The sequence below is a fragment of the Collinsella aerofaciens genome, assembly GCF_964243765.1.
GTDB classification, from domain to species: domain Bacteria; phylum Actinomycetota; class Coriobacteriia; order Coriobacteriales; family Coriobacteriaceae; genus Collinsella; species Collinsella aerofaciens_BU.
In genome coordinates this window covers 48,009-71,302 of sequence record NZ_CAXTGI010000002.1, presented here as the reverse complement: position 1 = coordinate 71,302, position 23,294 = coordinate 48,009, and the positions used below count along the sequence as shown (strand labels likewise).

15 protein-coding genes are annotated in these 23,294 nt (G+C 54.4%); 5 read left to right on the top strand and 10 right to left on the bottom strand.

Going from position 1 to position 23,294, the window contains the following annotated elements:
- Nucleotides 1-225: 225 nt before the first annotated feature.
- The 5 genes from ACESSC_RS01805 to ACESSC_RS01785 all read right to left on the bottom strand — a co-directional run bounded on the left by ACESSC_RS01805 (nt 226) and on the right by ACESSC_RS01785 (nt 12,603).
- Nucleotides 226-3,750, bottom strand: a complete 3,525-nt coding sequence (locus ACESSC_RS01805) for an RICIN domain-containing protein (RefSeq protein WP_373160998.1) — start codon at nt 3,748-3,750, stop codon at nt 226-228.
- Nucleotides 3,751-3,821: 71 nt separating this feature from the next.
- Entirely contained in the window at nt 3,822-7,385 is a 3,564-nt protein-coding gene (locus ACESSC_RS01800; protein ID WP_373160997.1) for an RICIN domain-containing protein, read from the bottom strand.
- Between the two features lie 197 nt (nt 7,386-7,582).
- Nucleotides 7,583-10,981 carry an RICIN domain-containing protein gene (locus ACESSC_RS01795; protein ID WP_373160996.1) on the bottom strand — a complete coding sequence of 1,133 codons (3,399 nt, stop codon included), beginning with the start codon at nt 10,979-10,981 and terminating at the stop codon, nt 7,583-7,585.
- 105 nt (nt 10,982-11,086) lie between these two features.
- Nucleotides 11,087-12,049, bottom strand: a complete 963-nt coding sequence (gene rfbB, locus ACESSC_RS01790; RefSeq protein WP_373160995.1) for a dTDP-glucose 4,6-dehydratase — start codon at nt 12,047-12,049, stop codon at nt 11,087-11,089.
- Between the two features lie 353 nt (nt 12,050-12,402).
- Nucleotides 12,403-12,603 carry a hypothetical protein gene (locus ACESSC_RS01785; RefSeq protein WP_199411019.1) on the bottom strand — a complete coding sequence of 67 codons (201 nt, stop codon included), beginning with the start codon at nt 12,601-12,603 and terminating at the stop codon, nt 12,403-12,405.
- 350 nt (nt 12,604-12,953) lie between these two features.
- Between ACESSC_RS01785 and ACESSC_RS01780 the strand changes: the two genes are divergently transcribed.
- The 4 genes from ACESSC_RS01780 (at nt 12,954) to ACESSC_RS01765 (ending at nt 16,619) form a co-directional block, all read left to right on the top strand.
- Nucleotides 12,954-14,387, top strand: a complete 1,434-nt coding sequence (locus ACESSC_RS01780) for an AAA family ATPase (protein ID WP_158555300.1) — start codon at nt 12,954-12,956, stop codon at nt 14,385-14,387.
- Nucleotides 14,377-15,069 carry a hypothetical protein gene (locus ACESSC_RS01775; RefSeq protein WP_117736717.1) on the top strand — a complete coding sequence of 231 codons (693 nt, stop codon included), beginning with the start codon at nt 14,377-14,379 and terminating at the stop codon, nt 15,067-15,069. The genes ACESSC_RS01780 and ACESSC_RS01775 overlap by 11 nt, the downstream gene beginning before the upstream one ends.
- Nucleotides 15,070-15,207: 138 nt before the next feature.
- Entirely contained in the window at nt 15,208-16,386 is a 1,179-nt protein-coding gene (locus ACESSC_RS01770) for a zinc ribbon domain-containing protein (protein WP_373160993.1), read from the top strand.
- A 2-nt stretch (nt 16,387-16,388) separates the two neighbouring features.
- On the top strand, nt 16,389-16,619 hold the full coding sequence (locus tag ACESSC_RS01765; RefSeq protein ID WP_373160992.1) for a hypothetical protein: 231 nt from the start codon (nt 16,389-16,391) through the stop codon (nt 16,617-16,619).
- A 748-nt stretch (nt 16,620-17,367) separates the two neighbouring features.
- On the opposite strand, the gene ACESSC_RS01760 is transcribed toward ACESSC_RS01765, so the two are convergent.
- From ACESSC_RS01760 to ACESSC_RS01740, 5 genes are all read right to left on the bottom strand, one after another.
- Entirely contained in the window at nt 17,368-19,176 is a 1,809-nt protein-coding gene (locus ACESSC_RS01760) for an AAA family ATPase (protein ID WP_373160990.1), read from the bottom strand.
- Between the two features lie 201 nt (nt 19,177-19,377).
- Entirely contained in the window at nt 19,378-21,003 is a 1,626-nt protein-coding gene (locus tag ACESSC_RS01755) for a VgrG-related protein (RefSeq protein ID WP_373160989.1), read from the bottom strand.
- 126 nt (nt 21,004-21,129) lie between these two features.
- The gene (locus ACESSC_RS01750) at nt 21,130-21,549 is read right to left on the bottom strand and encodes an HI0074 family nucleotidyltransferase substrate-binding subunit (RefSeq protein WP_089572004.1); all 420 of its coding nucleotides are present in this window, start codon (nt 21,547-21,549) and stop codon (nt 21,130-21,132) included.
- Nucleotides 21,536-21,823, bottom strand: a complete 288-nt coding sequence (locus tag ACESSC_RS01745) for a nucleotidyltransferase family protein (protein WP_089572006.1) — start codon at nt 21,821-21,823, stop codon at nt 21,536-21,538. The genes ACESSC_RS01750 and ACESSC_RS01745 overlap by 14 nt, the downstream gene beginning before the upstream one ends.
- Before the next feature lie 8 nt (nt 21,824-21,831).
- On the bottom strand, nt 21,832-22,263 hold the full coding sequence (locus ACESSC_RS01740) for an RrF2 family transcriptional regulator (RefSeq protein WP_373160988.1): 432 nt from the start codon (nt 22,261-22,263) through the stop codon (nt 21,832-21,834).
- Nucleotides 22,264-22,487: 224 nt separating this feature from the next.
- Between ACESSC_RS01740 and sufC the strand changes: the two genes are divergently transcribed.
- Nucleotides 22,488-23,288 carry a Fe-S cluster assembly ATPase SufC gene (sufC, locus tag ACESSC_RS01735; RefSeq protein WP_373160987.1) on the top strand — a complete coding sequence of 267 codons (801 nt, stop codon included), beginning with the start codon at nt 22,488-22,490 and terminating at the stop codon, nt 23,286-23,288.
- The last annotated feature ends 6 nt before the right edge of the window (nt 23,289-23,294 follow it).

Sequence of the window (23,294 nt, the reverse complement as noted above, 5' to 3'; positions counted from 1 at the left end):
ATTGACCCAGTCATCAAGCCCTCGGACGTTAACACGACCAATGTTCTCAATTACTTTGCCATCTCCAATAATAATTGCAGTATCGCCCCAGATGGACCCTGCCCACGTATTGGAGTGAGACGGGGCAGTAACAATCATAACAACTATCCAATTGGTTCGATCACCATCCTGCCAACATGCCCAAAACCTGTCTCAGGCATATAACCTCAATCTACGGAAATTAGCTTACACAAACGGACGAGCAGCACCAATCGGGTTGCCGCGCTCGTAAACGCCGTGAACACCGACACCCTGCTTGGGCCAAGAGTCAATCATGCGCCCGCCGCCCAAATAGATGGCAATATGGCCGCGGTAGTAAATGACGTCGCCACGTTGCATATTACCAACACTTACGGGCATAAACGTTCCGTTGTTATACCAATTCATAGAGTTGTAGGTTTGCCAGGAAAGCCAGCGATGGTTATAGGGGTTGTAGATACCCATATCCATACCTGTGGCATAGAGGCACTGCAGCACAAACCCCGAGCAATCGACGGCGCCACCAGGCGCGGTAGAGTAGGGCTCGATATACCTGGTACCGACATATTCATAGGCACGCTGGATAAAGGCATTAACGCAATCATCTCGCGTGGCGTCAATTGCAATGCGAGACGGCGTCACATAGGTAAATTCACCTGTGCAATAGCTCGGAAGCCTAACCGTTAGACTACTAACCTGCGGATAGCTCGCAGGATTCTGATAACCAATTTTCGCAGGACGCTCTGCAGAAATAGCGCGCCAGCCCTGAGCGCTGGACCCGTTATAAGACCACAGTTGGATATTGGACCCATTCGCAGTAGCCGCACCGCTTACATCAAGAACTTTATTGCCGCAGGCAGAGATAATCTTGATTCCACTCTCCCCCATTTCGAAGCGCCACTTTTGCGCATTCGACCCATTCCACTGCCACTGCTGAACATTAGTGCCATCCGCATTGGAACAGTTGAGAACATCAAGAGGGTAAGCAGAGCAGCAAGCCGTAAGCGAGTACCAGCCGCCGCCAACGCTACGGACCCACACACGCTGGCTTAATGTACCGTTAGAAGCATATATATGAACGTTTGCGCCATTCGAGCGAGACCCACCAGCCACATCAAGTCGTTGCCCAGTCGCATGCATGGGAGCAAACTCATAGAATCCATCAGAAATCAGGGAGACGGATGCGATTGCCCACCCTTGTGCCGCAGAGCTATTCTCGTCAGTGCAAACAATGGAGTTGCCAGATCCCGGAGCAGTCAAGACCTTGCCAGTCTTTTTGTTCTTTAACTCGATACCTTTACCAAAGCAGACACCAAGCGACCATTTAGCCCCATCAGAATCCTTGTCCGAAATCTGAATAACAGCGCCGTCAGATTCACGCGCCGAGAGATACTTGGCAGAATTGACACACTGAAACGAGTAGTATCCCTGACCGTCGGCACGAGCCCAGAACTTCTGAGCCAAAGTCCCGTTCCCCGCATAAACCTGTAGCGGGGCGCCCTCTGCATAAGAGCCGCCAGAGACATCAACGTTTTTACCTGCCGAGTCCGAATAAATTGAGTAGCAGCCCTCGTTGAGCGTCACGGTAAATGATTCAAAGGTCCATTGCTGCGAAGCGCTACCGTTTTCAACAGCAGTCGTTACGGAGCCGTCGGGCTTTCGCTCCAGTACCAAATTACTCGCAACGGATCGGATTAAATAGGTATCCCCGTCAGACTCGATACGCCACTGCTGGTTTGACCCAATTCCGGGGAAATCCCACTGTTGAACTTTTGCGCCAGGAATAATATCGCCGCCATCAAGATCGAGTCCCTTACCAGTCCTCGCAGCGCGAATCGAGTAAAACCCTGTAGCAGGGTCATATGAAAGTTTGAAGCACTGTGCTAGCGTACCATTTGCAAAATACGTTTGAACGCGAGCACCGTTAGAGGTGGAGCCCCCTGCCACGTCAAGGCATTTTGAAGAATCCGACACGGAATTAATCTGGTACATGCCATCGGCAACCGTTTGGGTGCCCTCCTCAACATGAGGATTTACGTTAATGGCAATAAAGCGTTGCGCTGCAGAACCATTTGCGGTCCATATTTGAACATTTGCGCCATTAGAGACGCTTCCGCCGCTTACGTCTAAGACAAGATTTCGTCCAAGGCCGGAATAAAACACGAATGACCCATTTGCCTGCTTAACAGGAATCCATCGCTGCGCGGCGGTGCCATTCACGGCATATTGCTGAACGTTGGTGCCGGACTTTTTTCCTCCACCCGTGACATCGAGGGCCGAAGAGGTTCCTGCATGAGCAATCGTCACATAGCCGGTAGGCTGACCATTTGAGTCGAGCGTATTCTTGATAACCCAGCGTTGAGCTGCGGTGTTGTTAGAGGCATAGATTTGGATGTTGGCACCATTCGAAGCAGAGCCACCAGAAACATCGACAACACTCCGCGGAGATGAGCCCATGCCGAGGGCGTAAGTTCCATCGGGGATCTGCAAGCCCTGTGCGGCAGCGAAGGCATCGACATCAGCCTGCGTCCAGGTAAAGCCCTTCGCCTGCGTCAAAGTCCAGGTAGCAGCATCAGTAGAGGTAGCGGCAACGCCACTTTCAAATGAAAGATATAACCCATTCGCGACGTTTTTAATGGCAAAACCCTCTCCAGAAGGCTCGAGGATCCAAAAACGATTCTTTGTATATGAACCAGCGTCGTCAAGAGATCCGTAGAGATGGGCGGCACCGCGGGGTACGACGCTACCGTAATCGGCGTCAATCAACTTGCCCGAAACAAGCGAAGCGATCGTGTAATAACCGGATGCACTGTCATACGTAAGACGGAACGCCTGCGCAACGGTATCGTTCTTTGCATACGACTGAAGAGTCGCACCGGACTCAGCAGAAGCGCCTTTCACATCGAGCACCAACCCGGCAGATTCAAAACAATAAACACCGTCGGCGACGTTCTGTCCTAAAGAGTCAACGACCGGATTGGAGTCGATTGCAAAAAACAGCTGCGCGGCGGTCTGATTGGCCTTATATAGCTGGATATTAGCTCCATCAGCAGAGCTACCACCCGTGATATCGAGCACGTAATCAAAGTTAAGGGCGGAATGTATCGTCAAGCCTCCATCGGCGTCCTTAACGGCAATCCACTTTTGCGCGCGCGTGCCGTTAGCCACATATTGCTGAACGTTACGACCAGACTCGGCTATACCGCCAGAGACATCGAGCACCAAACCAGAACCGGTGTTTTCGAAAGTTAAAAACCCGTTCTCGTCCTCATGTACCAACCAGCGCTGAGCTTGAGTCATATTCGAGTTGTGCATCTGAACATTAGCGCCATTTGAGGAAGATCCTCCCGCAACGTCCCACACCTTGCGCGAGGCATTGCTGCAAGCAAAAACATAGGTCGCACCGTCAGAGAGTGTCCCTTTGTTTTTAACGGCTAAGTCCTCAATGTTCTCGGCATCTAGAGACGTCGTAGCATCGACCGATTCGACGGCAGATGTCGACGGGTCTTCAGATCGCCCCTCGCTAGATAGCGCAGTCGAGCTATTCGGAGCGAAGCTGCCATCACCGCTATCGGCAGTACCCAATTCGATTACTCGATTAGCGTCGGATTCGTTCGTGGACACTTCTTCGGCAAATAACGGAGACACTCCAACGGAGGAAACAAAAAGACCCGCAGCCAAAGCCACTACCGAAATAGCAGCAAGGCCACGGGCATATCGGCTGGAACTCATATCAGACCCCCGATTCAAATTAACACTGAATCTATAATAGTTGATACGAGCCGCAAAATAGTTGCAATTGGTTACTTAATAACGACCGCTTGCGCACCTCGTTGCTGGTAGACCCAAGCAATCCAATCTCGATCGCAGGTGGTATAGCCATCGATGGTGTCGGAGATCATGACCTTATTTGTTTGACGGTTATAACCCTTCAGAACAACGGTATGCGAGTTAACGCAAGCAAAATATCCACCCTGTCGGGCATAGATATTTCCAACATTGCCCTGATGAACGGTAGTCCAAATAATGACCGGATGTCCATCATCAAGGTAATTGCAGAGGTCATACAGAGAGGTTCCCGACACGTCGTACGAACGCAGGCTGCTCCCCCTACTTGCCAGGAAATTATTGGCAGCCCTATTGAGTCCAGGAGCGCAGATCTCGTTACCATTGTTATAGCTGTGAGGGTCTCCCCAGAAGCACCAGACAAAGTCCCAAGAGCTACGGGGGATCCATCGATCGGCCATCTCGCACGGACCAACACCAAAACCGTAATAGTTAAGGACGTTGGTCAGGGCCGCCGATTCACAGCCGTTGGGTAGACCAACGGAGTACTGATTGTAAACTGGGACAGCCAGATTTACCGCCTCGGGCGTATAGCTCGTCTGGGCAAAGTAAAATCCCTGCGCGTCGGAGCCATTAGCAGCGTAAATCTGGATATTGGCTCCATCATTAAGCGCTCCCCCGTTCACGTCCAAAACGAGTGAGTCATTAAGCGCAGAACGAATGACAAAGGAGCCGCCGCCTACGTAGTCAACACGCCAACGCTGAGCGGAGCTTCCGTTTCCCTGCCACTGCTGAACGTTAGCGCCCGAAGCGCCCTGAGCATTCAGGACATCGAGATATTTTTTGCTTCGGCAGTTTTGAATCGAAATGCTTCCATCCGAGTTAACGCTGACGTTCCATTTTTGAGCGCCAGAATCATTGGAAGACCAAAGCTGCACGTTAGCACCGTTGGAGCGAGAGCCACTCGCCACGTCTAGCACCTTAGAACGGTTAGAAGCAGCGGCAATAACATAGGTACCCGAATCAACTAACGAGCAGGCAGACAACTTGAAAGACTGTGCCAAGGTGCCGTTAGAATCATACAGCCTAATATTAGTTCCGTTGCGGGTTGAGCCACCTGCGGCATCGAGGACCTTACCGGTTGCAACGTTAACGAAGTTGATACCGCCCTTGTCAATCTGTGCGGTCCAAAGCTGAGCATCACCATTATCAAAAGATCGGACGCAAACGTTGCCATCTTCATCTGCCGTTAAGACCTTGCCCGACACCAGGCTTTCAACGGTATACGTATTATCTCGGTCAGCAACCTTGGCAACTTTCCATTTCTGAGCAATCGACTTGTTGCTTCCATAGAGCTGAACGTTAGCGCCATCACTGGCCGAGCCGCCCGCAACGTCCAAAACAGCAGAGGAGGAAGCAGAGTTCGAAATGGTAAAGAAGCCCTCGGGCAAAAGCGAGGTCAGCTTTGTAAAGGCAAGACGCTGCGACGCGGAATCAGACGAGATGTCTCCGTACACATTAGAGTTGGCGACACTTAGAACCAATCCGGTTGCCTTGTTCGTTGCCGTATAGGAACCGTCATCGTTACGAACAATGGAAAACAGCTGATTTGCGTTATTGCCGTCACCGCCCCATTGGTGGACATTTGTTCCAGGGCACACATTGCCACCATCGACATCGAGAGCCTTGCCAGACTGGGCGTTCACGATTCGATAGTAGCCATTCTCATATACAAATTTAAAGACCTGAGCAAACGTGCCATTAGCAGCATAAGTCTGGACGTTTGCCCCATTAGAAGAGGACCCTCCGGAGATATCAAACACACGAGATGAATCCGATGCCAGCGAAATAGTGAACCAGCCGTCCAAACCAAGATCGTCGGACGGGGCTACATCGGGAACGACTGATACAAAACGAACGTTTTGGGCGGCGGTACCGTTGCTCGCATATGTTTGAATATTGGCACCATTCGAGGAAGATCCGCCTGCAACATCTAGAACAAGATCGGACAGGACCGCGGACTGCAACCGGAACGAGCCACCCGGCACCGAGGGAACGGCGATCCAGCGCTGGGCACGCGATCCATTGGATGAATACTGTTGAATATTGGTTCCCAACGTACAAGAGCCGCCCGCAATATCAAGCACCTTGCCAGAGGAAACATTTTTAATAATCAAATAGCCGAGTTCATCATGCGAAACGTCCCACTGTTGAGCCGCCGTCATATTCGACACATACGACTGAACATTGCCGCCGTTGTCTTTAGAACCACCGTTCACGTCCAGAACCTTAGCTCCTCCGACGCCGAGCGCAAAGACATAGCGCCCATCAGCAATATTGCCAGCATTTTGCTGGGCAAGTGCATCCAGTTGTTCGCGCTGAACATCTAAATTGAAAAATGTCCAACGTTGAGCAATCGTGCCATTATCCGACCAAGTTCGCACGTTCGTGCCGCTACTTGTATTGCCACCGGCGATATCAAGGCAGATCGACGGATCAAGTGCGGACACCAGCTTGATGGCGACCCCATCCTTAACGGCAATCCATTTTTGCGCCGCAGAACCATTTGACGCGTATTGCTGAACATTCGTTCCAGATTGAGCGCTTCCACCAGAAACATCAAGAACAAGACCGGAACCACTGCTGGTTAATGTGACAAAGCCATTTTGGTCATGAGAAACGGTCCACGTTTGTGCATTTGTGGCGTTGAGAGCATATATTTGGACATTCGCACCCGATGACCTAGATCCGCCCGCAACATCAAGCGTCTGCCAGGGACTTTTTGCCGAGCGAATATAGTAGGTGCCGTCAGCGAGGTCGGAGGCGTGGGCGGCGGCAAGCTCGGCGAGGATGGTAGCCTTGGGCTTCTCGAGCGTAAACGTCTGAGCAGCGGATTCATTGGATTGATAGAGGCGGATTTCTGTTCCGTTGGAATCGCTGGCGCCAGCGATGTCGATGGAAAAATCATCATCGACGACAGGCGAAAAGACATATCCGCCGCCAACCTGTCGAGCATGCCACGCAAAACCCCAAACGCCATCATCGCCAGTATTCTGTGTAAGACGCGGATGGTCCGAGAAACGAGAGGCATCGTTTGGGTAGCAAAGGTACAGCCCCGACTTAATGTTCTTAAAAGCGTATTGACGGCTGCCAAGATCAACAAGGAGAAACTGCTGTGCAGCCGTCTCATTTCTCCCATATAACTGTATCGCAGCGCCGGCACTCACCGAACCGCCCGGAACATCGAGCACTCGATGCCCCGGCAAAGTCGAGGTAAGAAAATACGTACCAGCATCGAGGGTCGAATATTTAGACAAATCACCTGACTCGGCGGAAGATTCAGACTCGATATCCGAGTCCCCATCGCTCACGCTGACATCTTCAGCAGTCTCGTCCAAAGACGAATCCTGAGAAGGATCTGCATCGCCTTCAGCCTTCGTAACTTCTTCAACGTAAGAATAGGCCGGAGAGGGTTCAGCAAACGCGGTAGAACCCGATTTTTGAACGAGGGTTAATGCAAATAGCAACCCAAGCAAAAACCCCATTCGCAATGAAATGCAAACGCACTTTTTACGACCCACGACATCCCCCAGACAGCCTCGCCAATTCCATTAACACAACATCTGTTGCCACAAACAACTCGCATGACTCGACCATCAAATCATGCGAGGTGCACAAAGCAAAACTGCCGTGCCCAAGATTCATTTAATCGCGGTTATGCGTATCATGCAAATCTTTGCGCAAAAAGCGGAACGCAGTACGCGTTCCGCCTTCTGTCTTAGTAATTAACGACCTTCGTTCCGTAGGGAAGATTTTCGTAAATCCATTTTGCATGGTCCGTTGTAAGCCTAATGCATCCCGCAGATGCGCGTTGCCCCATAGTGGGATCCATCACATTAAACGTTCCCGTATAGCAGGGTTGCGTGTGAAACAGATAGTCACCGTAGAACTGTGTGTAGTACCAGCAGGTATATCCATGCCCAAACGAAAGGCCCTTTCCGTAAACGGAATACTCACCCAGCACGGTCGGCGACTCATTCTTGCCAGGAGCGCACTGCCAGAAAGACCATAACTTCCAGTTGCCGCGAGAACCCCTAAAAATACCTGTACGGCATCCAATGGTATCAGTCAAAATTAGCCATTCCGTGTTGCTGTTATACCATTGTGCACGGTTATACATTGCCTGCTGATCGGCAGGGAGCGGCTGCACGTACATAGTGGCACTGAAGGTAAACCGCTGCGCCCTTGAATCGTTGCTTGCGTACAGAGCAACGTTCGTTCCATTCACGCTGCTGCCTCCAGAAACATCGATAACGAACGCTCCATTCAGAGCGGAAGACAGCTTAAATCCACCGGGTACATAATCGATATACCAACGCTGAGCAGCACTTCCGTTCCTAGGCCATTGCTGGATATTGGTTCCAGAAGATGTAGCCGCATCTTTTACGTCAAGAGCCTTGCCACTAGCGGCATTTACGATGTTGTAAGAGCCATCACCGTTACGAGAGAAGTTCCATTTTTGAGCACCCGAATCGTTGTTCTGCCAAATCTGAACGTTCGCACCGTCCGAGCGCGATCCGCCAGAAACATCTAAGACCGAACCCGCGCGAGAAGCCATTCGGATGAAATACGTACCATTGTCGATGGTTGCCGAAGTAGCGCGCAGGCGGAATCTCTGCGCAGCGGAGCCATTGGAAGAGTGGACTTGAATATTGGAAGTCGATGCAAAATTACCACCCTTCACATCAAGCGAAAGGTCTTGGTCATCCGCAGACACAAACTCAATACCATTGCTATCGATTCGCGCCACCCATTGCTGCGCCTTCACATCTGCCGGTGCCATCGTGCAAACATTGGTACCGGAAACAGCAAGTCTATTAGTTGAGCAAACAGATTCAAACGTATAGGTATTCTTCGCTCCATCCACCTTTTTAAGCAGCCATTTTTGGGCGAAGGAACCATTGTTGGAATAGAGCTGAACGTTGGCTCCGGAGTCAGCAGATGCGCTCGCGACATCAAGCACATAGGAGGAATTTGCAGACGGATAGATCTCATAAAGGCCTTCGCTCAGCAAGTCTTCTTGCTCGGCAAAAACAAACGATGTCTGGACGGAATCTCCCACAATAGCAGCAACCAAATTTGAACCGGACACCGCGAGCATGAGCCCCGTAGCCTTATTTATGAACGAATAGCTTCCGTCTTTATTGACAACGACGCTAAAGAGCTGATTGTCGTTGGGGCTTTCATCCCACTGTTGGACATTCGTTCCGGGGACAACGTCGCCCGCTGCGACATCGAGCACCTTACCGGAGCCAGCATTACGAAGAACATAATAACCGTCTCGGTACTCAGCCTTAAATAGCTGGGACAGCGTGCCGTTGCAGGAATATGCCTGAACGTTGCCCCCGTTCTTTAATGAGCCACCAGCAACGTCAAAGGCAACAGAGCCATTTGAGGAGGGCGAAATAACGCACCAACCCTTGTCTTTCAAAATGTCATCGCATGGGTCAACTGACGCAGGGTTTGCGGCAATAAAAGTGAAGCGCTGCGCGGCAGTTCCATTCGAAGCATACAACTGCACGTTTGTCTGAGAGTTCAGAGAGCCACCGGCAACGTCAAGCGTGCGCTGTTGCCAGACAGCAGAAAGAAGTCGAACGCTTCCATCGTTATTCGGTACCGCAATCCACTTTTGTGCATAGTTCGCATCGCCACAAGCCGCGTATTGTTGGACGTTCGTTCCCAAAGAAGTTGAACCCGCGGAAGCATCAAGTACCTTGCCGGACTTTACATTCGTTATCGTGAGGTAGCCATCATCGTCATGAGAAACACGCCAACGCTGAGCGGCAGTCGTATTCGATTGAAAGATCTGCACGTTTGCGCCGCTAGAAGTTGAACCACCAGCAACATCGAGAACCATACGAGACAAATCTGGACCGGCAGTAATTGCATATTCCCCGTCTTTGACGACTTCTCGGTTAACGGAAGCGAGCTTATCGAGCTCAGAACGCACGACCGTCGGATCCACAAAGTAGAAGGATTGGGCAGCCGTTCCATTTGCACTATACAGCTGAAGCCCGGCACCAGATGCAATAGAGCCACCGGGGACGTCTGCGACCTTTTGCCCGTTCAGAGCCGACACAATACGAAAGTGCTCGCCATCTTTCTCAATGATCCACTTTTGAGCCTTGGTTCCATTGGCGGCATAGGTCTGCAGCTTCGTGCCGTTGGCGTCATTGCCGCCCGCCGCATCTAGAACCGCCCCAGCACCATGAATCGCAATGGTGCGATACCCGTTCTCCGTTGTCGAAACATCGAACGTTTGAACACCTGAATACCCGAACCTATCGAAGGACAGTGATCCGCCGCCTGCAATTAGCGCAAACGAATCGCTCGAGGCCAACATAGCGTATGTTCCATCGGGAAGGTCGGCAAGGTGCGCCGCCGCTCGATCATCGAGTTGCTGCCGCTCAGTTTTGGCGGGGGTTAGCACCCATCGCTGAGCCGCCGTACCGTTTGTCTCATACAACTGCACGGCAGAGCCATTAGCGGCAACTCCGCCCGAAACATCAATGGCAAACGACTGGTTGAGCGCCGAAATCAATGTATAGCTGCCGTCGGTTTCCTTGATTGCAATCCAGCGTTGCGCAAGGGTCCCGTTATCGGACCAAAGCTGAATAGGATTTCTGTTACTGGCTCTTCCGCCCGAAACATCCAGCGTGCAGCCCTTGACAGAAGAGATAACAACGAAGCCATTCTGATCGTGAGACACATGCCAGATCTGGGCATTCGTATTGTTGGCTCCGTACAGTTGCAACTTCTTACCGGCACCTGCCGTTCCACCAGGAACATCCAGCATAAACTTGCTGTCAACCGAAGACCCAAAGGTATAAAGTCCATCCACAAGATCATCGGCATGCTCAGAGGCGAGGTCGTAAACGGACCCGGGCATTTCTGGTGTCACAACATCGGTCGTATCCGATGCCTCGGAATCAGATACGTCATCCAAGGCCGAATGAACGCCAGAAGCATCGTCAGGAACGTTCAACTGCTCCATAGCTATAGCAGAGCTTCCATTTTGATTAGCAATTGCAGCATCTTCTGCAAACGCAGGAACAAGGCAGCATCCCAACAGTAGCGTGCTAAACACCGAAACAAATAAGGCTTTCCAATTGCCCATAGCCGTCCCCTCTCGCAAAGTTAATTACACTTTATGGCAAGAAGCCTTCTTCGTCGTCAAAGGATTCGTGAATAGCAAGGGCTAGGCCCCGAAAGGTCAACCAAATTAAAGAGGCGTTTCGCAACATAGCCGTGAAACCTCTGCTGTAAAGTCATTATGAATAGGAGTCCAGCCAAACTCGCGCCAAAGCTTGCTCGCATCTATTGCGTAACGCCGATCGTGCCCCGGGCGATCCCTCACCCAGTCAACGTAATCCTCACTCTGCCCCATTGCCTTAAGAATGGTCCTAAGAACCTCGAGGTTGCTATGCTCGCAATTAGCACCGATAAGATACGTCTCCCCCACCGCTCCTTTAGTCAAAATGGACCAAACGGCGCGAGCATGATCCTCCACGTGAATCCAGTCGCGTACATTCAAGCCATCGCCGTACAACTTAGGACGCTCGCCGCGCTGAATGCATGCAATCGAATGCGGGATGAACTTCTCAGAATGCTGGTGTGGGCCGTAGTTATTGCAGCAATTTGAGATTGTCGCTTTAAGGCCATACGTGCGTGACCAGGCCCTTACCAACATATCAGATGCGGCCTTAGAGCTGGAGTACGGACTGCTAGGCCGATACGGCGATTCCTCGGTAAACTTACGAGGGTCGTCAAGCGCCAGATCACCAAACACTTCATCGGTCGAGATGTGATGAAAGCGAACATTGAATGCACGGGCCGCCTGAAGGAGCGTATACGTGCCCTCAATGTTCGTCGCAATAAACGGCGCGGGGTCGGCAATTGAATTGTCGTTATGAGACTCGGCAGCATAGTGAACGATGGCATCATGGCCCGGAACCAATCGCTCGAGAAGATTCGAATCGCAAACGTCCCCCACGACAAGCTCAACCCCATCTTTAGACAACCCGGCGATGCTATCGAGGTCTGCAGCGTAGGCAAGCTTATCCAAAACGGTAACGTGCACATCGGGAGCGCTGTCCACGACAAAACAGACGAAGGCGGATCCGCAAAAACCGCAACCACCCGTCACAAGAATATTTTTATATGGTGACGCTATACGCACCGCCATCCCCCCAGCTATTGTTGACCAATTCTCCCACAATTCAGTGACATCGCGGAGAGCAACTTGGCCGGCAGCCGCGACCCAATTCGCATGCGGGCCCAGAGCGCTACAGCAATGCGGTAAAACACGTATCGAGCCGGTTGATTTCCGATCTCAGCCGAACACATTGAACGGATAGGCCGTTCCCGCAGTAAGTCGAACGCCCCCGAGGCCCCGGGCCCCGGGGGGCGGCATTTTCCCAGTTGAAGGAAAAGTGGAGATGTGTTTCGATGGGTCCGGCGGCCGTCCCCGCCCTCCGCCCGGCACCTCTTCCCAGACTCAGCCGGACGGCCGGTCTGTCTATTCAGTTTCCCCTTAGGCTAGGACAGCGGGGCATCGCCCCTCTCCGCGCGCGCCCACCCTATCAGCCCCGGCGTCAGATCGAGCTCGCCGAGCGGCACGTCCTCCACGCCGTAGGCGCCCGGCAGCGCCGCCGCGTCGTCACCGAGCATCGCCCTGAAGGCGCGGGCGGGCGTCGCGAAGCCGAGCGCGCCGCGGGGCTCGGAGTTCACGTGCGGCATCGGGAACGCCGGGTCGGCCGGGGAGAGCCGGTCGAACCTGAGGCCGGCGCCTTGGGCAGCAGCTTCCTTATCTCGACGTGGTTGCGCTCGCAGCCTCCAGCGCGAATGCTGGAGGCCCTCTCGCATCCCTCAATATCGAGCTCGCAGTGTTTCCATAATTAGCCCTCTACGATTGTCTTAGGGCCTGCGTTTATCGGTTTGTAGAGCTCGTCTAGATAAGTAGGCTTTACTCAGTTGCTCGTCTGCCGAAGAAGAGGCTATCAAATTGATAAACGATATTATATATTTCGAATCTTGTGTTTGAATTGAGTTTTCCCTAAACTGTTTATATGGCACAGAAAGGAGAACTCATGGCTGCTCCAATTATCCGCTTCGAACGGATTTCAATAGATAACCTCAAGAACGTTGGGCATGGGGAGGTGTCTTTCTCCAACTCCCGTCGTCCGGAAGGGGCCAGCGTGCTCGGAATGTACGGGCAGAACGGCTCTGGCAAGTCTACGCTTGTCGACGCCCTTCAGATGGCTCAACAGTGCATGATGGGGCGCAGGCTCGATAGGCGTTTCGCGCAACTGGTAAGTGTTGACGCGGATTTTGGTATCGTGGAATGCGAGCTGAGCGTCCGCCAGCCTGACGGCAGCAATGCCTATCGCGTGGTCTATTCATTTAAAGTGAAAAGCGATGTTGCGGAGCTAAGCGAAACCGAAGACCAACCTGAAGAAGGCGAGAAATTCGTGCTTCTAGTGTTTGACGAGCGGCTTGCCGTGGCTAATGACACGCCTGGCAAGAAGTCCCGTATGACAACACTGATTGACACGTCTGGCAACGGTGCTTTTGGTCCCGCTGCCAAATACAAACAGCTCATAGGTAAAGACTCAGAAGAGGGCGTCGAGCTGACGGTCGAGAAGAGGCTGGCGTATCGTGAGTCTCGCTCATTCATCTTTTCAAAAAAGCTAAAACAGACCATCCGTGAAAAGAATAAGGATGAGGGAGCCCCCTCTCAGACGGTCAAAGATGCTATGAACGCACTGAACGCCCTGGAGAGGTTTGCGGCAGTTCAAATGTTCGTGCTGAATACTCGTGATGTAGGAATGCTTGCTCTCGATGCGCTGCCCTTTCCATTCCGTGTTGTTGGGGGAAAGAAGATAACGGGCGGTGGAGCCATACTGCCTATGAGTGGCGCACAGACAATACCCGAGCGTATTTATGAGCCAGTGAACACTGCCATAGAGAACATGAACATCGTCCTTCGCGAACTCATTCCAGGTCTTGAGGTCTCACTTCTTAAGCTTGGCGCGGAGGTTATGAAGAGCGGTGATACTGGGGTTAATGTCCAGCTCGTCTCTGTGCGCAACGGCAAGACCATCCCCCTCAGCTGCGAGTCTGAGGGCATCAAGCGCATCGTGTCCTTCCTCCACCTCCTCATACTCATGTTCAACGATCCCTCTGTGACGGTTGTGATCGATGAGATTGATTCTGGCGTGTTTGAGTACCTTTTGGGCGAGTTGCTCAGCATCGTGTCCGAACACGGTCAGGGCCAGCTCATATTCACCTGCCACAACCTGAGGCCACTTGAAACCATCGATCGTGGCTTCATTGCCTTCACCACCACTAACCCGGCAAAGAGGTATGCCAGGATGGCCAACGTAAAGTCCTCCAACAACCTAAGGGACTTCTACTACAGGGATATCGTTCTCGGCGGACAAAAGGAGCAACTCTACGAGCCGACACACAACGGCGAGATCGAACTCGCGTTCATTGAGGCGGGTGTTACTAGTGGAGAGTAAGAAGGTCGTCCTCTTCATCGTCGAGGGTCCATCCGATCAGTCCGCATTATCCGTGATCTTATCAAAGGTCTTCGACCAAGATGAGGTCTACGTCTATGTGGTCCACGGCGATGTAACCGCGGAAAATGGCGCCACACCTCAAAACATCGTGCGCAAGGTCAACGCTTTCATCAAGGACCACATGAGCACGTACCGTCTTCGCAAAGCAGACATGCTACAGGTCGTGCACCTCATGGACACCGACGGCGCCTACGTTTCAGACAATGCGGTGACAGAGCTGGCTACGGTTCCGAAGACCGTTTACAATCCAGGGCAGATCATCGCAGCCAACCGGCAGCAAATAATCGATCGGAATAGACGAAAGAGCGCGAACATGGACAGGCTAGCGTTAGAGCCTGCCATAGGCGGCATACCGTACCTTGCAATCTACATGTCGTGCAATCTAGACCACGTCTTGTACAACAAGCTCAATAGCCATGACTCAGATAAGCGTAAGGATTCGTTAGCGTTTGCCCACAAGTACCGGAACGATATCGAGGCATTCATCTCATTCATCAATGACTCAGATTTCTCGGTGGCGGGTGATCGTAAGGAAACGTGGGAATACATCAGACAGGGTCTTAATTCCATAGATAGGCACACGAATCTTGGCCTATGCTTTCCGACGGCGAACGATGAATAAGTTTGGCGTCGCATGATGGTGGTAGGATTTGCACACATGTGAGGCAGCGGCGCCGAGGATTCCATTTCCCGTAAATGGGCCTGTGGCGTCATGATTGCTCACGGGTTTTGATTATTTAACCTTAGGGAGGATGACCTTGTGTCGTTAATCTTCTGCCCAGAGTGCCACGCGAAGATATCCTCGAGCGCATCAACCTGCCCGCATTGTGGCTTTACGGCGACACAAAGCGATGAGGCGGCAATCGTACCGATTAGCTCTTTGTCTCCAGCAAAGCTTCCTCCTAGGGTAACGGTGCTGGAGGCGACGGTGTTCGACAATGGCATGAATCTGATACCCGCTCAAACGAACGAATCGCTCGTGAAATTCCTCTCGGACGCCGACACCATGGCTAAGTTCGCGCCAGCCATCTATGACATCATCAAGAAGCTCGCCAATCGAGGAGACACGAAGTATGTCGCTGATTTTAGTGCGGCAGCTGAAGAGCTTATGAAGAGTGGGGAGCTGGTTTTTTCGGTCGAGAAGAAGACCGGTGACCTGCTGCCACAACTCAGGAGCGTGAAGACGGGCCAGATATACGAGAAGGCAAGGATTAAGGCCGAACAGTTTCCGCAAGATATGACGCAGTCAATCGTGGATGTGCAGATGCAAGTGATGATGGCGAACGTCATGGATGCCATCGAGGCCGTCGCCGCCAACGTTGAGGCGCTGCGCATCGAGAACCAGGCAGACCGTATCGCATTGGCCGAGAGCGCCTGGCAACAACTGCAGCAGGCCATGCTCATCGAAGATTCGCGGCTGCGCGAGATCAAGATACTGGACATCGCGTCATCGGCCACGCAGGCGCGCTGCACCCTGCAGGGCAACTTCCAGGCAGAACTCTCTCTGGCGATGGGCAAGCAGGGCAAGACCAGGGACTGGGGCAAGGCAGCAAACACTGCCATGGTCGACCTCACGGTGATTGCTCTTATGGCCAAGACAGAGTATGCAGCTTATCGCGTCCTTGAGGAGCCAGCAGCTGCAGATGCCGCGCTCGAACAGTTCAAGCAATTCATCCTGGAAAACAAACTCGAGCAGAAGGACACCCTGCGCTTGCTCAACTCATACAGCAAGGGCAACAGAGGCGACATAGTGAGAGGCTTCGTTCAGTTATCGGGTTCCGTTGTTGGACTGCAGATTGGGGGCCGCGAGGAGCGCGCCGGCTTGATTGAGGGCGGCGTTCTCGAATCCCTGCGGAAAGTGGCGCAAGAACCTGATGAGGTGCATCTGGTGGTTGGAGAAGATGCCCCTGAAAATCAGGCAGAAGAAGGGCAGGGGTAGATATGGCTGCTAGATGCATCGTCTGCAAGAAGGAACTGCCAGAAGGCTCTAAGCCTCCCATTTGCGAATACCACAAGGGCGTAGCCGCCGAAAAGGCCAAGCTGGCAGGCGTCGGTATGGCAGCATTAGGCGTCGGCGCACTGGTAATGGCGAAAAACACGATAGGCCCAATCGTTAAAGACAAGGCTGTGCCAGTGGCGAAGAAAGCCGTGGGTACGATTCTTAAACACTAGGCCACTGTCAAATAACCAGCCACGCTTGCCGAGTCAATCCTCATGTACGCATAGCTCGTGTTTGAGCTGCTGTACACCGTGCCGCAGCCGCCCACGATCAGGGTGCAGTTGTAGAACGTGTACAGGCCACTCGCACTGCTCGGCAGCGCTCAGGTGGAGTCCACGTAGATCGTAACGAGGTTCCTGCAGCCAGCGAAGCAGTAGAACTAGTAGTCCATGCTCGCGATGTTCATCGCGATGTCCGAGAGGAACGTGCATGTCGTCGCGGCCCCAGCCCTCGGGGAACCGCACGTGCGACCAGTCGAACCCCTAGGCCGACTTGCGCACGGGGACCCTTGCCTGCCTGAGCAACCGCGCCCGCCTGGGCGCATGCACAGCAGTCTGAGCTGCAGCGTCGGGTCGGCGCTGTCCATCGGGGCGTCGCCCCGCTCGCGGGGGGCAGGTCGCCACGACCTCGTCGGTCGAGGGGTCGACCGGCGTGACGCCGAAGGCACCCAGTCCCACGGCGACCTCGCGGCCGGCGAGCGCGGGCCCGGCGTTGTACCGGTGGGCAGCGGCAGCAACGCGGCACAGTCGTCCTCGAGCAGCCCGGGCTGCGGGATGTCCAGGCGGCAGCGGCGCCCGTCGGATAACTCGAGCGGCTCGGCGAGCGGCTGCTCGTCGAGCCCGGCGACGTCGTGGAAGGACGGCACGGGCACGGTTCATTCGTCTGGCAGCGGTTAACAAGTAGCAGGAACCTCATCGCCCCCTACAGCCGTTGGCACACTGCGGCCACACGCTGCCCGTCAAACCCGAATCCCCAGCGCATGCGGCCAACGCCGGGTCGTGGCACTCGAATCTCGTCGATGCCGTTGCGCTCGATCTCGAGCAGTGCGTGCACCGCCAGCAGCTCCAGGCCCAGCGCGTCCACACCGGGGTCGTAAATCATGTTGATCGTTATCAGCGGGCGCTCGTCGAGCATGCCGATCGTGTCGGCCACATCGAACACATTACCCGTAGGGAATACCTGGATATCCCAGCGATCCGCGCCGCACGTTCGTCTCGAGGCAGGATTGGCATAGCCCGGCAAGCCAAAACAGAGCCCCTGCAAGAGCAGGTGATATGGCAGCGGCGCATCTGGGTCAGTCGCACCGATTCCCGCATCTCCAAGTACACGGCCCAGCGCCCGCCTCACCGCATCCTCGTCCCCACGGCACAGCCCGTCGCGAAACGCGTCGATGTCTCGAACGTCCTCGGCAGCGCACTCAAACCACTCAATTATTACCAAGCGCAGCACATAGCGAAGCTCGCTATTGGGCAGCCGCAGAGCGCGGCGCAGATCACCGTTTACCGGCTCCTCGGTCATATCCGTCGTCAGAAAACCGGACAGGTACAGTGCCGTCCACGGGTCGTCGTCAGGCAAGGCATCTGGCCCCGCGGCGTCCAAACGAAGCGGAACCTCAACGCATCCATGGGCTTCGAGCAAATCGAACAAGGCCGAAAGGCGGTCGAGATTCCACCCGGCAACTACCTCACTCAGGCAATCGGCATACCCATACAGGTCGGCACGCATGGGCGGCGTGCAGCCACGGTCCAGAAAGCCGATCACACGCGCCGGACTCGAGCAATATGCCCCGCCAAACCGGTATCCCTCGAGCCATTCACGCGCATCATCCAAGCATTCCTCGCATCCAGCATGGCTCAACAGAGCCCGAACCTCGGCATCTGAAAAGCCAAACCACCGGTCACACCATGTCGAGAGCGGCGTCGCCAGGCGATACGAGCAACTGCGCGCAGATAGCGCTGCCTCGGCAGGGCCGGGACACTCCCCCATCATGCACGCCAGTCGCAACGAATCGCCCGCAGCGGCAATGGCATCGAACAGCACGCGACCGAGTCGCTCCGTCAAACCGGCGCCGCGATTGTCCGTCGCGCCCACATAGCCCAACCACGCCACGTCGTACCCGTCAACAAGCAATACAACCTGTTCATCGCAGGCCATCTCCAGCAACTCAATAAGCACACCGAGCACCAAGCCAATCTCGTCCTCGCTTGCCACGCCACGCGCAACGCGCTCGATGTGGCGCAGCTTGCCTCGAGGCAAATCAGGAGCTTCCAGATATGCCAACAGCCGAGCGCACTCGCCCATAAACGCATCACGCACCACACCGGTAACAGTGGCGCCACGCCTCGCAGCGCCAGAAAAATCCAGCGATATCACCGGATAGCACGCGCACTCATCCCGATAGCGCCCACCGCCCGCATCCCAAATCTGAGCATCGGCAAACAAACTCCGACCAGCACGATCGACCGCAGGACCGACCGCGGGACGCTCCAGAAAAGCCCTGAGCATCGACAGATTCATGCTCTTGCCAAAACCCTTGGGCCGGCAGCACACCACGACGGACGCGTCGCAATCTAGCACATCGGCAATAAACATGGTCTTGTCGACCAGAACACATCGGTTTATGGCCTCTGCAAAATCATGCACGTCGACCGGTAGCCGCCCATCATCCAAACGATTGAGCAACTGTACACCAACGTTGGTGCCCGCACCATAAATCGCCTGTTCAGACACCGTAGCTTCTCCCTTAAACGCAACACGATGCCCATTGTACCGAGCAGCCATAGCATCAACGTTATCTCCGCGCAAACGTTTCGGGCAACGGTAGCAACAGATACCCCAAAGGAACGCAATAAATCGTTGCACAACAAAAATGGGGCCCGATGCAAACGCACCGAGCCCCATCCAAAACTCTTATAAAAGCGACTCAAAAGGCTACTCTTCGGAGCCATCCTCGCCGGTAGCCTTGTTCTGCTGGTCGAGCTTATGCTTGCCGCTCACGATAGACGTGGCACCCAGTGTGGCCAAGCTCGCGCTGGCAAGGCTTGCCATAACGATGAGGTCGCCCGTCTTGGGCATGTTGCCACCCGAAGACTTGGACGTCGTGGTCGTGGTGGTAGTCGTCGAGGTCGTAACGACGTTCTTCTCGTCGTCCTCCTTAGGATCAGCTTTGGCCCGCTTAGCGTCACCGTCCTTATGCTCAGCTCTTGCCTGCTTAGCGCCATCATCAGTCGAAGCCTCGCCGACCGTCTCGGATTTAGAAGCCTCGCCAGAAACATTCTCATCAGAGGGCGAGCCGCTCGTAATACCGGCTGTCAGAGAGCCCAGCACGGATCCAAGCTGCTCACCAACGGAGGGCTTGTTCTCGGTGGAAGAACTGCCCGCATCGGAACCCTTGCTCGAACCACCCTCAGAAGCATCGGAGCCAGAACCGTTAGAGGAGCCATCATCGGCAGAGGAGCCACCGGAGCCGTTGGAAGTTCCCGCATCGGTGGAGCCAGAAGTATCGCCGGCCGCAGCGCCACCAGACGTTGCTCCACCGTTACCGGCATCATCGCTGCCCGTACCGGTCGAGGGCGTATCCGTATCGCCGCTATCGCCCGCATCGCCATCGGCATCAGGCGTTGGTGCAGCGGGGGCGGCCGGCGCCATGCTCGGGCCGGGCGCCGGCGTGGGTTCAGGCTCCACAGGCGTTGCCGCGGCAGCCTCGTCCTCGGCGATATAGACCAAGCAGTCCTTGAGCTCGTTGCGATAGCGGTTCTTCCAGCCCTCGTGGTACTGGGGCTGGCTCGAGTACTTCTTCGCAACGTTATTGACCACGCTATCAGACAGCGCCGTCACAAACTCGCGGTCGGTCATGCTGCTGGAAAGATTCGCCCAACGGAAAAAGTCCTGGCAGCCACCGGTGCCGCACATGTTGGTGATGCTCCACACCATGCCCTTGACGCAATCGGCACGCCCGGAAATGTCAATGCCCAAAGCGTTCTTAAGCCACGACTCCGTCACCGCATAGTACGAGTTGTACGCGTATGCATCCTGCAGAGCAGAGAACTCAGCCGGATCGGTGTTATACGCACCCAGGAAGGCCTCTTGCGCAATGCGGCCCAGCTCGGTGAGCTGTCCGTTCGCATACATGGGGTTGTTCGCGTTAGAAATCTCACCGCCGCGACCGATCGCGTCCTTGAGCATGCTGTACTTAGCAGAATCGTAGTTGTAGACCTGCCTCATAAACGGAATGAGCGACCACCGGCGGTCAAACTGGTAATAGCCCAGCGCGTTATAGCCATCGCCATACGAAAAGCCCTGGTTATAATTACCGTGGCTCTCATATTTGGTGAAGTACTTCATCTCGTCGGTCACGTTGACAAACGAAACGCCCTGGACCGACCTCAGCACGCCCGAGAAGGACTGCTGGGTGTAAAGGCCCTTATCGATATCGGTGGCATCCGAGGCGACGCCCGGCGTGGGCTCCTCGGCCATAGCGGTCGCGGGCGCGGCAACGGCGCCAAACGAAAGCGCCAGCGTCAGACCGGCGACAATAGCAGAATGCTTGGGCTGCATACGTCCTCCCTGCATGAGTGTAGATAAAGTGCGGTTTGCAAAGATGGATTTAGTATTGCAGCTCGCCCGTTGTTGCACAACAATCCATCGGTAAACGGCAACAACCCTCCGCGAAATCTTAAGGAATTAAACAAACTGGTCGTCGGGCGCCATCAGAAGCTCGCCGTATCGCTCCATCAGCCCGTCCCTCAACTGACAAAAAGCGGGAATATATACGTTCAAGATGCGCTGAATCAAATCTTGAGCGAGCTTGTTGTCATAGATATGGACGTTCGTATTGCGGTCTTTGAGCATATCTAGCCAGGCCGCCTCATCAATAAAGTCGTAGAATCGGTAGGACTCCTTCAAGATGGCACGAGGAGACCCCGACGCGGCAAGCGTGGCGCCCTCATACTCGAGCAGACGCTTAAGGAGCTTCCAGCTCAGTTCAAATTGAAGATTGAACTTATTAATCAAACCACTCTGAACAAAATCATTGTTGAGATCCTGATTGGGCGCATCCTCAAGATTCGCCAAGGCGCTGACAAAGTTCTCATATTTTTTCATACAGAATCACACCATCCCTGGCAATTTCATCGAGCAATTGACGCGATAAGGACTCGTCGAGATTGACGACATCTACATCTAAAAGAGTATCAAGGCGCTCCTCGATCAAATATGACAACCGGCCGAAATCCCGGCAACCTGCTACGGCGATGTCGATATCGCTCTTAGGCAAGTTGTCACCTCGAGCGCGGGAACCAAACAGCACAACCTTCTCGGCGTCACATTCCCGAGCAAAAACTTCAATTTGCTTATACACCTTGTCGAGAGATGTCATTTGCAGCCCTACAGCTTAATGTCGAAGTTGATCTCGGGGACGGCAGCAAGGTCAGCCAACGACACGCCGTCGACGTACTTTTCGATCACGTCGTCCAGACCGCGCCAGAATTTGACGGTCGAGCAGAGATCGCTGCGGGCGCAGCTGTTGTCGATGCCATCGCACGCCACCGGAGCCGTGCTGCCCTCGACGGCGCGCAGGATGTCGCCGGCACGCACCTCGGCCGGGTCCTTGGCCATCATGTAGCCGCCGCCCTTGCCGCGCACGCTCTTAAGTAGGCCCGCTTTCATAAGCGGACGAACCAGCTGCTCCAAATACTTTTGCGAGATACGCTCGCGGTCGGCGACCTCGCGCAGGGCGATCTTGCCCTCGGCGTTACCAAGCGCTGCGATATAGATCATCAGTCGGAGGGCATAGCGGCCCTTGGAAGAAATGAGCATACCTACCCTCCCATCGCATCTGGGACAACATAACCAGGTTTGTTTGTCCCAAATCTTAAGTAAGTGGGACAAACACAACAGGTTATTTTGTCCCAGAATTTGAAAAGTCGAGTGGATTAGTCGGGTTTTCCCTTGACTAACGCCGAACCCATAGTAACTTTATTCCGAGAAGATTCCTAGGGTTTCGTACACCTATGAGTACACCATATACAGAGAGGGACAGCATGAGCACAAATCCGCTGCTTTCCATCGAAGGTCTGACTGCCTCCGTGGACGAGAAGACCATCCTCCACAACGTCAACCTGCAAGTCGCCGCCGGCGAGACCCACGTGCTGATGGGCCCCAACGGCGCGGGTAAGTCCACCCTTGGTCACCTGGTCATGGGCGACCCCGTCTACACCGTCAACGACGGCCGCATCATCTTTGACGGCCAGGACATCACCGAGCTCACCACCGACAAGCGCTCGCGTGCCGGCCTGTTCCTGAGCTTTCAGGCCCCGGTCGAGATCCCGGGCGTGCCGCTGTCGAGCTTTTTGCGCGCCAGCATCGCCGGCCGCCCCGGTCTGGAGATGAAGGGCAAGGAGTTCCGCCGCCGCGTCAAGGAGCTCGCGGCCGAGCTCAACATGGATACCGCCTATCTCAACCGCGAGCTGGGCGTGGGCTTCTCGGGCGGCGAGAAGAAGAAGGTCGAGATGCTCCAGCTTCTGCTGCTGCAGCCCAAGCTCGCCATTCTGGACGAGACCGACTCAGGCCTGGACGTCGACGCGCTTTCCACCGTCAGCCACGGCATGGACGCCTACCGCAAGAGCTGCGACGGCTCCATGCTCATCATCACGCACAACACGCGCATCCTGGAGCACTTGGATGTCGACCGCGTCCACGTTATGGTCAAGGGTCATATCGTGCGCGAGGACGACGCCTCGCTCATCCCCTGGATCGACAAGAACGGCTTTGAGACCTTCGAGCGCGAGGCCGCCGAGCAGCGCGCCCAGGCCGAGGCCGCCGCTGCCGAGCAGCAGGCGTAAAGGGGC

Excerpts from the sequence above, each read along its gene's own strand:
- ACESSC_RS01805 (WP_373160998.1), bottom strand. The coding sequence starts at position 3,750 with ATGAGTTCCAGCCGATATGCCCGTGGCCTTGCTGCTATTTCGGTAGTG.
- ACESSC_RS01795 (WP_373160996.1), bottom strand. The coding sequence starts at position 10,981 with ATGGGCAATTGGAAAGCCTTATTTGTTTCGGTGTTTAGCACGCTACTG.
- rfbB (WP_373160995.1), bottom strand. The coding sequence starts at position 12,049 with ATGGCGGTGCGTATAGCGTCACCATATAAAAATATTCTTGTGACGGGT.
- ACESSC_RS01785 (WP_199411019.1), bottom strand. The coding sequence starts at position 12,603 with ATGCCGCACGTGAACTCCGAGCCCCGCGGCGCGCTCGGCTTCGCGACG.
- ACESSC_RS01780 (WP_158555300.1), top strand. The coding sequence starts at position 12,954 with ATGGCTGCTCCAATTATCCGCTTCGAACGGATTTCAATAGATAACCTC.
- ACESSC_RS01765 (WP_373160992.1), top strand. The coding sequence starts at position 16,389 with ATGGCTGCTAGATGCATCGTCTGCAAGAAGGAACTGCCAGAAGGCTCT.
- ACESSC_RS01755 (WP_373160989.1), bottom strand. The coding sequence starts at position 21,003 with ATGCAGCCCAAGCATTCTGCTATTGTCGCCGGTCTGACGCTGGCGCTT.
- ACESSC_RS01750 (WP_089572004.1), bottom strand. The coding sequence starts at position 21,549 with ATGAAAAAATATGAGAACTTTGTCAGCGCCTTGGCGAATCTTGAGGAT.
- ACESSC_RS01745 (WP_089572006.1), bottom strand. The coding sequence starts at position 21,823 with ATGACATCTCTCGACAAGGTGTATAAGCAAATTGAAGTTTTTGCTCGG.
- ACESSC_RS01740 (WP_373160988.1), bottom strand. The coding sequence starts at position 22,263 with ATGCTCATTTCTTCCAAGGGCCGCTATGCCCTCCGACTGATGATCTAT.
- sufC (WP_373160987.1), top strand. The coding sequence starts at position 22,488 with ATGAGCACAAATCCGCTGCTTTCCATCGAAGGTCTGACTGCCTCCGTG.